The organism is Leifsonia sp. NPDC077715 (genome assembly GCF_040686855.1).
In the GTDB taxonomy this organism is placed as follows: domain Bacteria; phylum Actinomycetota; class Actinomycetes; order Actinomycetales; family Microbacteriaceae; genus Leifsonia.
Map to the genome: position 1 here is coordinate 975,886 of NZ_JBFBOG010000001.1, position 13,646 is coordinate 989,531.

Below are 13,646 nucleotides of genomic sequence, written 5' to 3' on the forward strand. Positions count from 1 at the left end.
CCCCGATGATGGGCGACCGGAGCGCCGCCCTCGAAGCGTGGCGCGATCCGGCGGTGAGCATCCACGACGCCGGCGACGCCGTCGTGATGCAGCCGACCGGCAACGCCTCCGGGACCGGACTCGTCTTCGTGCCGGGCGCCCTCGTCGACCCGTACGCGTACCTCTACAAGCTCTCCGGGGCAGTGGCGGAGACCGGGCTGACGGTCGTCATCACCAAGCCGACGCTCAACCTGGCGTTCTTCGACCAGCGGCCGCTGAGCACCTTCACCGCGCACGCTCCCGACGTGGACGAGTGGTACGTCGGCGGACACTCGCTCGGCGGGGTGCGCGCCTGCCAGGTGGCGGACGACCCGGCGGTGAAGGGGCTCATCCTGTTCGGCTCCTACTGCGCGAACGACCTGTCCGGCACCGACCTGCGCGTGCTGTCGATCGGCGGCAGCCGCGACGGGCTCAGCACCCCGGCGAAGATCGCCGCCGCGCGGCACCTGCTGCCGGCGGACGCCGAGCTGGTCGAGATCGATGGGATGAACCACGGCCAGTTCGGGGACTACGGGCCGCAGTCCGGCGACGGGGTCGCGACCATCGACGACCACGCCGCGCAGGAGAGGCTGACGGAGGCACTGGCGGCATTCCTGTAGGCGGGACGCGCGCAACGACGAACCGGCCGTGCAGCGATCGCCGCACGGCCGGTTCGGTGATGGAGCCGGTTACTTCGCCGGGGGCATCAGCACCGAGTCGATGAGGTACACGGTCGCGTTGGCGGTGTGCACGCCACCGCAGATCACGTTCGCGTCGTTCACCTTGAGGCTGTCGCCGGAGCCGGTGACGGTCACGTCGGAGCCCTCCACCGTCTTGTGGGTGCCCACGATGTCCTTCGGCGAGAGCTGGCCGGGGACCACGTGATAGGTGAGGACCGAGGTCAGCGTCGCCGCGCCGGCATCCGTCTTCAGGGTGTCGATGGTGGCCGGGTCGATCTTCTTGAAGGCGTCGTCGACCGGGGCGAACACGGTGAACTGGCCGCCGTTGAGGGTGTCGACCAGGTTCACCTTGGGGTTCAGCTTGCCGGAGACGGCGGCGACGAGGGTGGTCAGCAGCGGGTTGTTGCTCGCCGCGGTGGCCACCGGGTCCTCGGCCATGCCGGCGACCGAGCCGGCGCCCGAGGGGACCGCCTTGGCGTAGTCGGCGCAGCCGGGGCCGACGAGGTCGGCGGCCGGGTCCATCGACGACGAGGCGGACGGAGTCGACGACTGCATCGGCGCGCTGGTGTCGCTGGACGAGGTGCCGGCTCCCGAGGAGCAGGCGGTGAGGGCGAGGGCCGCGGCGGCCAGGATGCCGGCTGCGGCGAGACGAGCGGTGGATCGCATGTTCTCTTCTCCTTCGAGAGGTGGTGCCGTTTGTGAGACCCCCTCAGCGGGGCGGTCATCTGGGGTTCGGGGCCCCGCCGGAATCGGATTGGATGCAATCCGCGACCGGTCACCGTGACGAACACCCTGCATGACGAGAACGAGGATCGGCACGGTCGCCCTGGCGGCGCTGGCGGGGGTCGTGAGCGGGGGCGTGTTCCTGGCAGCGGCCGAACTCGTCGCGCTGATCGCGGCACGGGAGGCGGGGCCCATCCTCGCGGTCGGCTCCTTCGTGATCGACATCGTGCCGCGCTGGGCGAAGGAGCTCGCGATCCAGCTATTCGGGTCCAACGACAAGCTGTTCCTGCTCGCCTCGCTCGGCGTCGCGGTGCTCGTCGCCTCTGCGGTGGCCGGGGTGCTCGAACTGTGGCGGCGGTGGGTCGGCGTCGCGCTGTTCGCGGTCGCGGGGATCGCTGCCGTGGTCGCCACCATGACCCGCGCGGGAGCGAGCCCGCTCGCGTTCCTGCCGTCGGCGGTCGGCGCGGCGGCGGGCGCGGTCGTGCTGCGCCTGCTCGTCGGCCGGCTGCACCGCTGGCGCGACCGGCCGGCGGGCGATGCGGAGGCGGGCGTCGACCGCCGCCGCTTCCTCCTCTTCACCGGCGTCGCGGCTGTCGGAGCCGTCGTCGCCGGGGTCGGCTCGCGTCTCGGATCGGCGGCCACCTCATCCATCGCCGCGATCCGCGCAGCGGTGAAGCTCCCCGCACCTGCTTCGCGGGTGCGCATCCCCGACGGCGCCGACCTGAAGGTTCCGGGGCTCTCGCCGCTGTTCACCCCGAACCGCGACTTCTACCGGGTGGACACGGCCCTCACCGTCCCCTCGGTCGACCCGGCCGCCTGGCGGCTGACGATCGACGGGATGGTCGAGAAGCGCATCCAGCTGAGCTTCCAGGACCTGCTGGACATGGGCCTCGACGAGTACGCGGTGACCCTGACCTGCGTCTCCAACGAGGTCGGCGGCAACCTCATCGGCAACGCCCGTTGGCTCGGCGTGCCCGTGCGGGACGTGCTCGCCCTGGCGCGGCCGCGTTCCGGCGCCGACATGGTGCTGTCCCGCAGCGTCGACGGCTTCACCGCGAGCACCCCGCTGGACGCGCTGACCGACGCTCACCGGGACGCCATCCTCGCCGTCGGCATGAACGGCGAGCCGCTGCCGCTCGAGCACGGCTTCCCGGTGCGGATGGTCGTCCCCGGCCTGTACGGGTACGTCTCGGCGACCAAGTGGCTGACCGAGTTGAAGGTCACCACCTTCGCCGCGGACCAGGCCTACTGGACGCCCCGCGGCTACAGCGCGAAGGCGCCGATCAAGCTGTCGAGCCGCATCGACACCCCGCGGGTCGACAAGACCGTGACCGCCGGGGCCACCAAGATCGCCGGAGTGGCCTGGGCCCAGACCGTGGGCATCCGTAAGGTCGAGGTGCGGATCGACGGCGGACCGTGGCAGGAGGCGCAGCTCTCGAACCCGATCAACGCCGACACCTGGGTGCAGTGGTCCCTCGATTGGGACGCCACCGCCGGCGGGCACACCCTCGCCGTGCGCGCGACGGACAGCGCCGGACGGCTGCAGGAGGAGAAGCGGGCGCCGATCGCGCCAAACGGGTCGACCGGCTGGCAGCAGACGTTCGTGCGCGTCGTCTGACCCCGGCGCACCCACGACCCTCCCATCCCGGCCGGGTACCGTCGTCGGCATGACGGGAACGACCATCGCCGCAACCGCCGCACCGGAAGACCTCGGGGGGATCGCCGGCCTGGCCGCGCGCGTGATGACCGCCCTCGGCGAGTTCGGGGTAGGAGTGTGCGCGCTGGCCGAGGTGGTGTTCCCGCCCATCCCGAGCGAGGTCATCCTGCCGTTCGCCGGGTTCCTGGCGTACCAGGGATCGATGAACGTCGCCCTCGTGCTGCTCGCGGCGACGCTCGGCAGCTTCGCCGGGGCCGTCATCCTGTACCTGCTCGGGCGTCGCCTCGGGGAAGAGCGCGCGGTGCGGCTGCTCGCGCGCCTGCCGCTGGTGGACGAATCCGACTTCCGCTCGTCGGCGGAGTGGCTGCGCCGCCACGGCCGGGGCGCGGTGTTCTTCGGCCGGCTGGTGCCCCTGGTCCGCAGCCTCATCTCCCTCCCGGCCGGAGCGACCCGGATGCCGTTCGGCCGGTTCGCGCTGTTCACCCTCGCCGGAACGCTCCTGTGGAACGCGCTGCTGGTCGGCGCGGGCTACGCGCTCGGGACGCAGTACCACCTGGTCGAGCAGTACACGGAGTACCTCGACATCGTCATCTACGCCGCCGTCGGGCTGACGTTGGGCTGGTTGGTGCTGCGCCGCGTCCTTCGGGTCCGTGCGTCCCGCCGCGCTCAGCAGAGCGGCGAGACCGACTGAGGCGCCGCCGGGGTCAGTCCTCCCGGAGCTCCCGCACCTCGGTCGTCCGCTCCCCCGGGTTGTCGCCGGTGTTGACCGTGCCCTGGCGCTCGACCATGACCACCAGGGCCTCCTCGTCGGCGCGCGGGCAATGCTCGACGCCCGCAGGCACGACGTAGACGTCGTTCGGGCCGAGCTCGACGTCCCCGTCCCGCAGCTGCAGCGTCAGGCGGCCGTCGACCACCAGGAAGAGCTCGTCGCTGTCGGGGTGCGAGTGCCAGACGAACTCGCCGCGCAGACGGGCGACCTTCACATCCTGATCGTTGACGCTGACGAGGCGGTGTGGCTGCCAGGGCTCGGGGATGCGGTCGAAGGCGGCGAGGACGTTCCGGACGGGTGCGCTCATGTCGCCAGCCTAGGGCGCTGTCGGACGCCGGTGGTTGTATGGAGGCGTGCTCCTCGACGCGCTCGTGACGACGGCCGAGACCGTCGCGTCCACCCGCTCCCGGCTGGCGAAGGTGGATGCGCTCGCCGCGCTGCTCGCGCAACTGCAGCCCGACGAGATCGCGCCCGCGGTCGGCTTCCTCGTCGGCAAGGCCCGGCAGGGTCGCGTCGGCGTCGGCTGGCGTGGGCTCAACGGCGCGATGGGAAGGCCGGCCGACGAGCCGACGCTCACGGTGGACGACCTGGATGCGCTGCTCGACCGGCTCGCCGCGCTCTCCGGCGCCGGGTCGGCGACCGAGCGGAACCGGGTCCTGCGCGAGTTCACGGCGCGCGCGACGGACCGCGAGCAGGACTTCATCGCCCGCGTGCTGCTCGGCGAGATGCGCACCGGAGCGCTCGAGGGCGTCCTCATGGATGCGATCGCCCGTGCGTCCGACCGCGGCGGCGAATCCGTGCGCCGGGCGGCGATGCTGTCCGGCGACCTCGGCGAGACCGCGCGGCTCGCCCTCACGGGCACGGCGGAAGAGCTGGATGCGGTCGGCCTGCAGGTCGGTCGGCCGGTGCTGCCGATGCTCGCCGCCTCCGCGCCGACCCCGACGGAGGCCCTGACGACGACCGGCGAGGCGTCGGTCGAGTACAAGCTCGACGGCGCCCGCATCCAGGTGCACCGGCACGGCGACGACGTGCGGGTCTTCACCCGCAACCTGGCCGACATCACGCACCGCCTGCCCGAAGTCGTCGAGGTGGTCCGGCGGCTGCCTGTGCAGGATGTGATCCTCGACGGCGAGACGCTGTCGCTGGACGAGGAGGGCGCGCCGCGGCCGTTCCAGGAGACGATGTCCCGCTTCGGCGCCGAAGCGGCACGCGAGACGATGTTGCATCCCTGGTTCTTCGACGTGTTGCACGTCGACGGCCGCGACCTGCTGGACGAGCCGCTGTCCGTCCGGCTCGCGGAGCTGGAGCGAGTGGCGGGCGAGCACCGCATCCCGGGCGAGGTCACGGCCGATCCCGAGGTCGCCGAGCGGGTCTCGCGCGAGGCGCTGGCGGCCGGGCAGGAGGGCGTCGTCGTGAAGGCGATCGACTCCCCCTACGCCGCGGGGCGGCGCGGGTCGAGCTGGGTGAAGGTGAAGCCCGTGCACACCTACGACCTCGTCGTGCTGGCCGTGGAGTGGGGATCGGGTCGCCGGCACGGCCTGCTGTCGAACATCCACCTCGGCGCCCGCGACCCCGAGGGTGCGTTCGGCGAGCCGGGCGGTTTCGTCATGGTCGGCAAGACGTTCAAGGGCCTCACCGACAAGCTGCTCGCCTGGCAGACCGAGCACTTCCAGGAGATCGAGGTGCGGCGCACGGCCGGGACGGTCTGGGTCGCGCCGACGACCGTGGTCGAGATCGCGATCGACGGCGTGCAGCGCTCCAGCCGCTACCCCGGCGGCATCGCTCTGCGCTTCGCGCGCGTCAAGCGCTACCGCGACGACAAGGACCCCGGCGAGGCCGACACGATCGAAACCCTGCGCGGGCTGTTGCGGGAGTAGCGCGTCACGCCTCGAGCAGCACCGCGTCCCGCGCCGCGGCCGGGTAGCCGACCTGGGCGCGCCACCACGGCGTCTCGATGAACCCGCGCTTCAGGTACAGCAACTCCATCGCGCCCGTCCAGCCCTCCACGCCGTCCAGCACCGAGAGCGTGTGCGAGATGAACTCGTTGAGCTCGCCGACCGAGGGCGTGATCAGCTCGCAGAACAGGGAGTTGTCGTCGAGCAGCGAGGCCAGGTAGCGCACGGCCGGGTATACGGACAGGGCGGCCGCGACCGCCTCGAGCCGCGCCGGGGCCACCTTCACCAGCAGCAGGGTCTCCGCGCCCATCCCGAGCGCGGCAGCCGGGACCAGGGTGAGGATGTCCAGGCAGCGGTTCGCGCGCATCCGGTCGAAGCGGCGGCGCACGCTCGACTCGTTCATGCCGGTGCGGTCGCCGATCGCCTGGAACGTCACCCGTCCGTCGTCGCGGAGGGCGGCCAGGATGCGCCGGTCGGCCTCGTCCAGGTGGTCCGGCTCGCACACCTCGGCGTCGACGAGCGAGGTCTTCTCGTCCTCCTGGGGGAGGTTCATCGTCTCGGCGAACAGCTGACGGCTCCAGTCATGACGCACCTTGTGCACGTGCATGATGAGGTCGCTGCGCCACCGCTTGATGCCGGCGATCGACTGCAGCTGCTGGATGAGCTGCGGGTAGTGCGCGGCGCCGCCGGTGACGACGACCTCTGCCATGATGTCGTACTGACCGGTCACCAGGGTCAGGAAGCGGACGTCCGCGTGCTCGACGAGCGCGGCCGCGACCTCCAGCTGGGTGCCCGGGCGGCAGTTGAGCCGGACCAGGAACGTGTCCACCTGCCCGGTGCTGCCCAGCGCGGGAACCACCGCGATCCGCACCACGCCGTCCTGCAGCAGCTGCTGCCCGCGCCGCGCCACGGTGGCGGACGAGCTGCCCACCATGTCGGCGATCGCCGTCCAGCTCGCCCGGCCGTCGTGCTGCAGCGCGACGATGATCCGGCGGTCGAGTTCGTCGAGGGTGTCGAGGGCCTTCACGCGGTCGCCGCGCTCCGCACCGGAGGGACCACCTCGTGCAGGAAGGTCCGTACCGTTTCGGTCCATGCCTCCGCCTCCTCGATCTGGGGGGAGTGACCCGACTTCTCGAAGATCGCGAGCCGCGCATCCGGGATGAGCGATGCGATCGTCTCCGAGCAGGACACCGGGGTGATCCAGTCGGTCCGCCCGACGGTCACCAGCGTGGGTGCGGTGACCCCCGGGAGCGCCCCCTTGAGATCATAGGTCGGAAGGTTCTTGGAGAACGCGTAATTGTGCGCTTCGTACCGGTACGGGGTGGCTTCGACCTTCCGCTCGACCGCCTCCGGGTCGTACACGTAGTCGTACAGCGGCAGGATCTCGCGCCAACAGTCGCGCAGGTCGTCGTTGTCGCGGACCCGCCCCTCGTCGATGCGGTCGAACTTGTCCATGTCCACGGTGACGCGGTCGGAGGCGAGCGCGTTGGCGCGGGACAGCTCCGAGTGGGAGTTGTCGGCGGCGGTGTCGCGCAGCACCAGCGCGAGGACCCGGTCCGGGTAACGCGTCGCGTACTCCAGCGACATGAAGCCGCCGTAGGAGCCGCCGGCCATGATGATGCGCTCTGCGCCGATCCACTCGCGGAGCGCGTCGATGTCGGCCGCCCACTGCTCGTGGCTGAACTCGCCGGCGCCCTCGCTCTCGCCGGAGCCGCGGGCGTCGAAGACCACGACACGGTACTCGTCCGCGAGGCGGCCGAAGCTGGCGCGCGGCTCGGCCCGCGACCCGAGCCCTGGAGCGCCGTGGTGGGTGATGATCACGGGAGCTCCCTCCGGGCCCAGCACTTCGACGGCGAGGCGGTTGCCGTTGATCTCGACGAACTGCGCTGTGGTCGTCGCGGCGGCGAATTCTGGGGAGACGTCGGTGCTCACGGTGGTTCCTTCCGGTTCTTGTTTCAGAGGTCGATGGTGCAGTGGTCGAGGTCGCGCGGGAACGACGTCAGCGGACGCGCCCCTTCCTCGGTCACCAGCATGGAGTCGGAGATGCGGTAGCCGGCGTGACCCGGGATGTAGATGCCCGGCTCGTTCGAGACGATCATCCCGGCCGCGAGGACCGTCGGGTCGCCGTCCTCCAGCCACGGCGGCTCGTGCATCCCGAGCCCGATGCCGTGGCCCTGCCGGTGGCGGAGGTAGTCGCCGAGGCCGGCGTCGCGGATGACGTCGAGGCAGTTCGCGTTGACCGCGCGGCATTCGCGGCCCGGACGGATCGCCGCACTCCCGGTCGCCTGGGCGACGCGGACGACGTCGTGATACCGGCGCTGCTCCGCGGTCGGCGTGCCCAGCACGAAGGTGCGCTCGCCCTCCACGAACCGCCCGCCCACGGCGCAGCCCAGCGAGAGCATGAAGGTGTCGCCCGGCCGCAGGCGGTACCCCGAGGGCAGACCGTGCGGGTAGGCGGAGTTGGCACCGGCGTAGACGAGGCCTCCGGCGAGCGGGGAGACGACGATCACGTCGTCGTGCTCGTCGTACATCGTCGAGACGCCGACGCCGCCGACGTGCGACGCCAGCTCCGCTTCGCTCGGGAGGGCGCCTCCCGCGGCGACGGCCTCGCGGATGAGCGCGACCCCCGCCTCGAGCATGAGGTCTGTGATGCGCGCCGCCTCGGCGTGCAGCGCGATCTCCTCGGGCAGCTTCTCGTAACGAGCGATCGTGACCAGCGGCGTCGGCACCGCCTCCGCCGCGTCGAGTTCGGCGAAGGCGGCGCTCTGCCGCTCCCACGTCATGCCGGTCGAGAAGCCGACGCGGCCGGCGCGGCCGGCGTGCCCGACGCGCTGCGCGAGGAAGCGGAACGGAGGGAGCACCCCGGGATACTCCGGGAACGACACGATGTCCGCCCGGGCGGACTGGCGCTCGGCGTTCTCGCGCTCCAGCTCGGGTACGAGGAGCACCGTCCCGCCGTCGGCGTCCAGCCAGACCGCGACCGGGCGCTCGCTGGGGTGGTGGAAGAAGCCGGTGAGGTAGGCGACGTCCTCGGGTGAGTCGGTGAGCAGCGCATCCAGCCCCTGCTCGAGCAGGCGGCGACGGACGCGGTCCTGAATGCGATCGAGCGCGTCGACGGTCAGCCGGGTCGGGAACATGGTGGCCCTTTCTGTCAGCGCCGGCGCGACTTGGGGTTGCGGGCGTCGTTGTAGGCGATGGACAGCAGCGTCGCCGAGAGCACCAGCAGGAGGATGGCGATCGACGGGAACAGGGTCAGCCACCAGGCGCTCGACATCGCGCCGGACTGCTGCGCCTCGTACAGGATGCGGCCCCACGACCACACGTTCGGGTCGCCGAGGCCGAGGAAGGCGAGGCCGGCGGCCGACAGGACGGCACGGGATGCCGTGACCACGACGGACACCACGATGACGGGCGTGACCGCCGGGACGACGTGCCGCACGATGATCCACAGCGGCGACGAGGTCATCAGACGAGCGGCATCCACATAGGGCAGGCGGACCACGGTGAGGGCCTGCGAGCGCACCAGGCGCGTAACCTCCGGCCAGGAGAAGGCGGCGACCACGAGGATGATCGTCGTCGTGCTCGGGCCGACGAGCGCCGCGATGAGGATCATCAGCGGCAGCACCGGCAGCGACAGCGTCAGGTCGACGACGACGCTGATGAACCCGTCCAGTCGGCGGAAGTAGGCGCCCACGACGGCGACGACGGTCCCGACGACGATCGCGATGGCGGACGCCGCGACGGCGACCAGGATGCTCTGCTGCGAGCCCCAGACGACCTCGCCGAACACATCCCGGCCGAGGCTGTCGGTCCCGAACCAGTGGGCCGCGGTCGGCGGGCTGAGAACCGGGTCTCCGTAGCTCGGCGGGTACGGGGCGATGAGCGGCGCGGCGCACGCCACGATCGTGAGCAGGATGAGCACACCGAGCGCGAGCATCCCGAGCGGTTCGCGGCGGAACGCCTTCCAGGTCTGCGCGGCGGCGCGACCGTTCTCCAGCGCGATCGGCTCGACGCCGACCGCGGCCTCGGTGACTGCTGCCTGGCTCATGCCTTCTTTACTCTCGGGTCGAGGAATCCGTAGACGGTGTCCGTGATCATGTTGGCGACGACGACGGTGATGGCGAGCATGAGGAACGCGCCCTGCAGCACCGGGAAGTCGAGCTGCGTCACCGCTTCGTAGATGCCGCGGCCGATGCCCGGGTAGGCGAACACGGTCTCGGTCAGCACTGCGCCGCCAACGAGGAAGCCGAGCTGGAGGCCGATCAGCGTCGTGGTCGGCAGCAGCGCGTTGCGGAGGGCGTGCTTCCACAGCACCCGGCGGTACGGCAGGCCGTTCGCGCGGGCCAGGGTCGTGTAGTCCTCCCCCAGCGCGTCGATGAGCGTGGAGCGCATCGTGAGCACGTACGACCCGAGCTGCACGAGCATCAGCGAGATCGCCGGGAGGATGAGGTGGGCGGCGACGGACCCGTACCAGGCGGCGCCGTACGCGTCCTGGTCGTACGCGCCGCCGATCGGCAGCCAGTGCAGCATCAGCCCGAAGACGAAGAGCAGCAGCACGCCGATGCTCGGCACGAAGATCGACTGCCCGGTGACGCCGACGATCTGCACCACCTTGTCGAGGAACCGTCCCCGGTGGGAGGCCGCCAGCACCCCGAGCGGGATGCCGACGGCCACGGTGAGCACCAGAGCGGTGCCCGTGAGCAGCAGCGTCCACGGGAGTCGCTGCATCAGCACGTCGAGCACAGGAATCGACTGCGTGAACGAGACCCCCAGGTTGCCCTGGACGAGCTGCCACAGATAGATGCCGTACTGCACGATCAGCGGCTGATCGAGCCCGTACTGCTGGAGCAGGGCCGCCCGCGTGTCCTCCGTCATGTTCGGGCTGGCGACCGCCAGCGCCGGGTCTCCGGGAAGGAGGCGCAGTAGGAGGAACGTCACGGTCACGGCGAACCAGATCGTGAGCACACCCCTCCCGAGCCTCGGGAGCAGGAACGTGAACCGGGACACGCGGGTCGGCCTCGCTTTCGTTACTTGCCGGTCGGGTGCGCCGAGGCGACCGAGACGGGGTTGACGATGGACAGGAGCTCACTCGGCTTGGCGATGAACCCGGTCCACTTGGAGCTGGACGCGAAGTAGAGGTTCTGCGTGTACATGATGTTGTCGTACACGTTGTCCCGCACGATCTTCGCGGCCTCCCGCATGAGCTTCACCTTCTCGTCCTTGTCGGTCGTCGCGGAGCCCTGGGCGATCAGATCGTTGAGCTTCGGGTCGTCGACGTACGAGTAGTTGATGGCGCCCTTGGGGAGGTAGGCGAGCGTCATGTTCGTCACCGGGTCGTCCATGATGGCGAAGTTGCCGGCGTAGATGTCGAAGTCGCCCTTGTTGGTCATCGCCAGGTACGTGTTCCGCTCGGTGCCCTGCAGCTCGATCGGGATGCCCGCCTTCGCCGCACTGTCCTTGACGAGGGTCGCCCACTGGGAGGTGACGCTGTCCTGGAGCGAGTAGATGAGGCGGAACTTCACCGGGAACATGCCGTCGGCGCCGGCCGTGTACCCGGCCTTCTCCATCAGCGAGCGCGCCTTCTCGGTGTCGAAGGCGTACTCCTTGATCGACTTGTCGTAATAGTCCTTCAGCACCGGCATCAGCGGACTGGACCGGGTGGACACCGCCTGCCCCTGCAGCACGACCTTCCGGATCGCGTCGTAGTCGACCGCCTGCGAGAGCGCCTGTCGCACCTCGAGCTTCGCCAGCACGGGGTTGTTCATGTTGTAGGTCATGTGGGCGTAGCCCAGGCCGACCGCCTCGGTGACCGTGATGCCGCTCGTGCTCTTGAGCTTGGCGACCTGCGCCGGCGGGAGCGCATTGGCGATCGCATCCACCTCACCGCTCTGCAGCGCCAGGATCTCCGTGTTGATGTCCGGGAACACGCGGTAGACCACCTTGGCGGAGAGCGGCGTGCCGCCCTTCACCAGCGGGTAGTCGTCCACCCGGTCCATCGTGTAGCTCTGTCCGACCTGCACCGACGTCAGCTTGTACGGACCGGCGCTGACCCAGCCGCCGTCCTTGCCGTCGTTCGGGAACGTCGCGACCGAGTCGGCCTTCTCGAAGACGTGCTTCGGGACGATGTTGCCCCAGAAGCCGATCTCGTCGACGATCGACGAGTCCGGCTTGGTGAGGGTGAACTCGACGCGGGTCTTCGAGACCGCCTTGGCCGTGTCCAGGTTGGCGAGCTGGCCGTAGAAGGTCCCGGAGGGCTTGTCCTTCTTCACGGCGTTCATCGTCCAGGCGACGTCCTCGGCAGTGAGCGGCTGTCCGTCGCTCCACTTCATGTCGTCGCGGATCTCGTAGTACCCGGTGGTGTCGTTGACGTACCCCCACTTGGTCGCGAGCTGCGGCTCCTTCGAGCCGTCGTTCGCGATCTCCAGCAGGTGCGGGTACATCAGGTTGGTGATCCAGTAGTCGCTGCGGCTGTTGCCGATCAGCGGGTTGTAGTTGACGACGTCGGTCGTCGTGGCGATCGTGAGCGTCGCCGAGCCGGCCGTGGCGGTGCTCGCCGCGGGCGGGGCGCTCGGAGCGCACGCGCTCAGGGCCAGGGCCGCGACGGCGAGTGTGGCCGCCGCGACCGCGATCTTCCGTGGGCGCATCAGACCCACACCTCCTTCAGGACCCGAAGAGTGTTGCCACCCACGACGGCGCGGATCTCGTCGTCGGAGTAGTCGTGCTTGACCAGCCAGCCGATGATGTTCGTGAACTCCTCGGCCGGGTTCTCGAGGCCGTCGACGTACGCGACCTTCTCGTAATCGACCTTTCCGTGGGCCTGTCCGAGCGACAGGTTCGACGAGAAGGCGTCGTGCAGTCCGACGTGGTCGCCGAACAGCGTGTCCGGACCGAAGCTGACGTGCTCCAGGCCCACCAGGTCGACGCAGTACTGGAAGTGGTCCATGACCGACTCCAGCGAGTGCCGCGGGTGCTGCGGAGACAGCGTCGTGTGCGGGGCGGCCTCGATCCCGATGACACCGCCGCGCTTCGCGCACTCGATGATCGTCTCGTCCGTCTTCATGCGGTTGGTCGGCCACAGGCCGCGGGCGCCGGCGTGCGTGATGAACACCGGCTTGGTGGAGGCCTTGATCGCCTCCACCGCGGTGCGGTCCCCCGAGTGCGAGACGTCGATCGCGATGCCGAGCTTGTTCATCCGCTCGACCGCGCGCTCGCCGAAGTAGGTGAGGCCGCCGTCGCCGCGCTCCTTGAGCCCCGATCCGAGGTAGTTCGCCTCGGAGTAGGCGATGCCCATCTGACGCACCCCGAAGCCGTAGAGGACGTCGAGCCGGTCCACCTCGTTCTCGATGGGCGTCGCCGCCTCGAGCGCGAAGATGTGGGCGATGCGGCCGGTCTCGGCGGCGTACTCGATGTCCTTGATCGTCTCGCCCTTGATGACGAAATCCTGGTGCGCGATGTCGGCCATGCGAACGCCCAGGTCGAAGAGGACGTCCTGGTACTTCCAGCCGGCGTCGCTCGAGATGCAGCAGGTGCCGTCCATGCCGTTGTCGAAGACGGCCGTGATGCCGGAGCGCGACAGGCCCTCGTAGCCGGTTGGTTCGCGGCCCTGGCGGATGTGGTCGCGGAGCTGGGTCATGTCCTCCGGGAAGACCTGCACGTGGTCGTGCAGCGAGATGACGGTCGACTCGGTGAGGAGGCGGGTGGTGCGCTCCTTCTGCTCGTCGCTGAGGTCGAGGCCGGTGTACTCGGGCACGCGGCCGATCTGCTTGGCGTAGCGGAACTCGCGGTAGTCCTTGCCTGCCTCCAGGTAGTCGTAGGCCGTGTAGCCGGTGTAGCGCGGTGCGGGGTCGAGCACGCTGTCTCCTGTCCTGGTGGGGTGTTAAGCGAATGCGCAATCAGGCGCAACA

The 13,646-nt window shown here is 70.2% G+C and carries 13 protein-coding genes; 4 read left to right on the top strand and 9 right to left on the bottom strand.

The features are described 5' to 3' along the window. The first annotated feature begins 5 nt into the window (after positions 1-5). The gene (locus AB0P25_RS04820; RefSeq protein ID WP_363806238.1) at positions 6-638 is read left to right on the top strand and encodes an alpha/beta hydrolase; all 633 of its coding nucleotides are present in this window, start codon (positions 6-8) and stop codon (positions 636-638) included. A gap of 69 nt (positions 639-707) precedes the next feature. Here the strand turns inward: AB0P25_RS04820 and AB0P25_RS04825 are convergent, their stop codons facing one another. After that, on the bottom strand, positions 708-1,364 hold the full coding sequence (locus AB0P25_RS04825; protein ID WP_363805712.1) for a fasciclin domain-containing protein: 657 nt from the start codon (positions 1,362-1,364) through the stop codon (positions 708-710). A gap of 130 nt (positions 1,365-1,494) precedes the next feature. Here AB0P25_RS04825 and AB0P25_RS04830 point away from each other — a divergent pair, with 130 nt between their 5' ends. Beyond that, a complete protein-coding gene (locus AB0P25_RS04830; protein WP_363805713.1) occupies positions 1,495-3,039 on the top strand; it encodes a molybdopterin-dependent oxidoreductase in 1,545 nt (514 codons plus the stop codon). A 49-nt stretch (positions 3,040-3,088) separates the two neighbouring features. Next, positions 3,089-3,769, top strand: a complete 681-nt coding sequence (locus AB0P25_RS04835) for a DedA family protein (RefSeq protein WP_363805714.1) — start codon at positions 3,089-3,091, stop codon at positions 3,767-3,769. Positions 3,770-3,782: 13 nt separating this feature from the next. On the opposite strand, the gene AB0P25_RS04840 is transcribed toward AB0P25_RS04835, so the two are convergent. Further along, positions 3,783-4,154: a cupin domain-containing protein gene (locus tag AB0P25_RS04840; RefSeq protein ID WP_363805715.1), complete on the bottom strand. Its 372-nt coding sequence runs from the start codon at positions 4,152-4,154 to the stop codon at positions 3,783-3,785. A 46-nt stretch (positions 4,155-4,200) separates the two neighbouring features. On the opposite strand from AB0P25_RS04840, the gene AB0P25_RS04845 reads away from it, so the two are divergent. Beyond that, the gene (locus AB0P25_RS04845) at positions 4,201-5,724 is read left to right on the top strand and encodes an ATP-dependent DNA ligase (RefSeq protein ID WP_363805716.1); all 1,524 of its coding nucleotides are present in this window, start codon (positions 4,201-4,203) and stop codon (positions 5,722-5,724) included. A 4-nt stretch (positions 5,725-5,728) separates the two neighbouring features. Here AB0P25_RS04845 and AB0P25_RS04850 read toward each other — a convergent pair whose 3' ends face one another. The 7 genes from AB0P25_RS04850 to AB0P25_RS04880 are packed head-to-tail and all read right to left on the bottom strand — an operon-like array spanning position 5,729 to position 13,594. Beyond that, positions 5,729-6,769, bottom strand: a complete 1,041-nt coding sequence (locus tag AB0P25_RS04850) for an Lrp/AsnC family transcriptional regulator (protein WP_363805717.1) — start codon at positions 6,767-6,769, stop codon at positions 5,729-5,731. Further along, the gene (locus tag AB0P25_RS04855) at positions 6,766-7,674 is read right to left on the bottom strand and encodes an alpha/beta hydrolase (RefSeq protein ID WP_363805718.1); all 909 of its coding nucleotides are present in this window, start codon (positions 7,672-7,674) and stop codon (positions 6,766-6,768) included. Before AB0P25_RS04855 ends, AB0P25_RS04850 begins: the two co-directional genes overlap by 4 nt. A 23-nt stretch (positions 7,675-7,697) precedes the next feature. Beyond that, positions 7,698-8,879: a Xaa-Pro peptidase family protein gene (locus tag AB0P25_RS04860; RefSeq protein ID WP_363805719.1), complete on the bottom strand. Its 1,182-nt coding sequence runs from the start codon at positions 8,877-8,879 to the stop codon at positions 7,698-7,700. Positions 8,880-8,893: 14 nt separating this feature from the next. Then, a complete protein-coding gene (locus tag AB0P25_RS04865) occupies positions 8,894-9,790 on the bottom strand; it encodes an ABC transporter permease (RefSeq protein ID WP_363805720.1) in 897 nt (298 codons plus the stop codon). Further along, positions 9,787-10,749 carry an ABC transporter permease gene (locus AB0P25_RS04870; RefSeq protein WP_363805722.1) on the bottom strand — a complete coding sequence of 321 codons (963 nt, stop codon included), beginning with the start codon at positions 10,747-10,749 and terminating at the stop codon, positions 9,787-9,789. Before AB0P25_RS04870 ends, AB0P25_RS04865 begins: the two co-directional genes overlap by 4 nt. 20 nt (positions 10,750-10,769) lie before the next feature. Beyond that, a complete protein-coding gene (locus AB0P25_RS04875; RefSeq protein WP_363805723.1) occupies positions 10,770-12,386 on the bottom strand; it encodes an ABC transporter substrate-binding protein in 1,617 nt (538 codons plus the stop codon). After that, the gene (locus AB0P25_RS04880) at positions 12,386-13,594 is read right to left on the bottom strand and encodes a membrane dipeptidase (RefSeq protein ID WP_363805724.1); all 1,209 of its coding nucleotides are present in this window, start codon (positions 13,592-13,594) and stop codon (positions 12,386-12,388) included. The genes AB0P25_RS04875 and AB0P25_RS04880 overlap by 1 nt, the downstream gene beginning before the upstream one ends. Between the last annotated feature and the right edge of the window lie 52 nt (positions 13,595-13,646).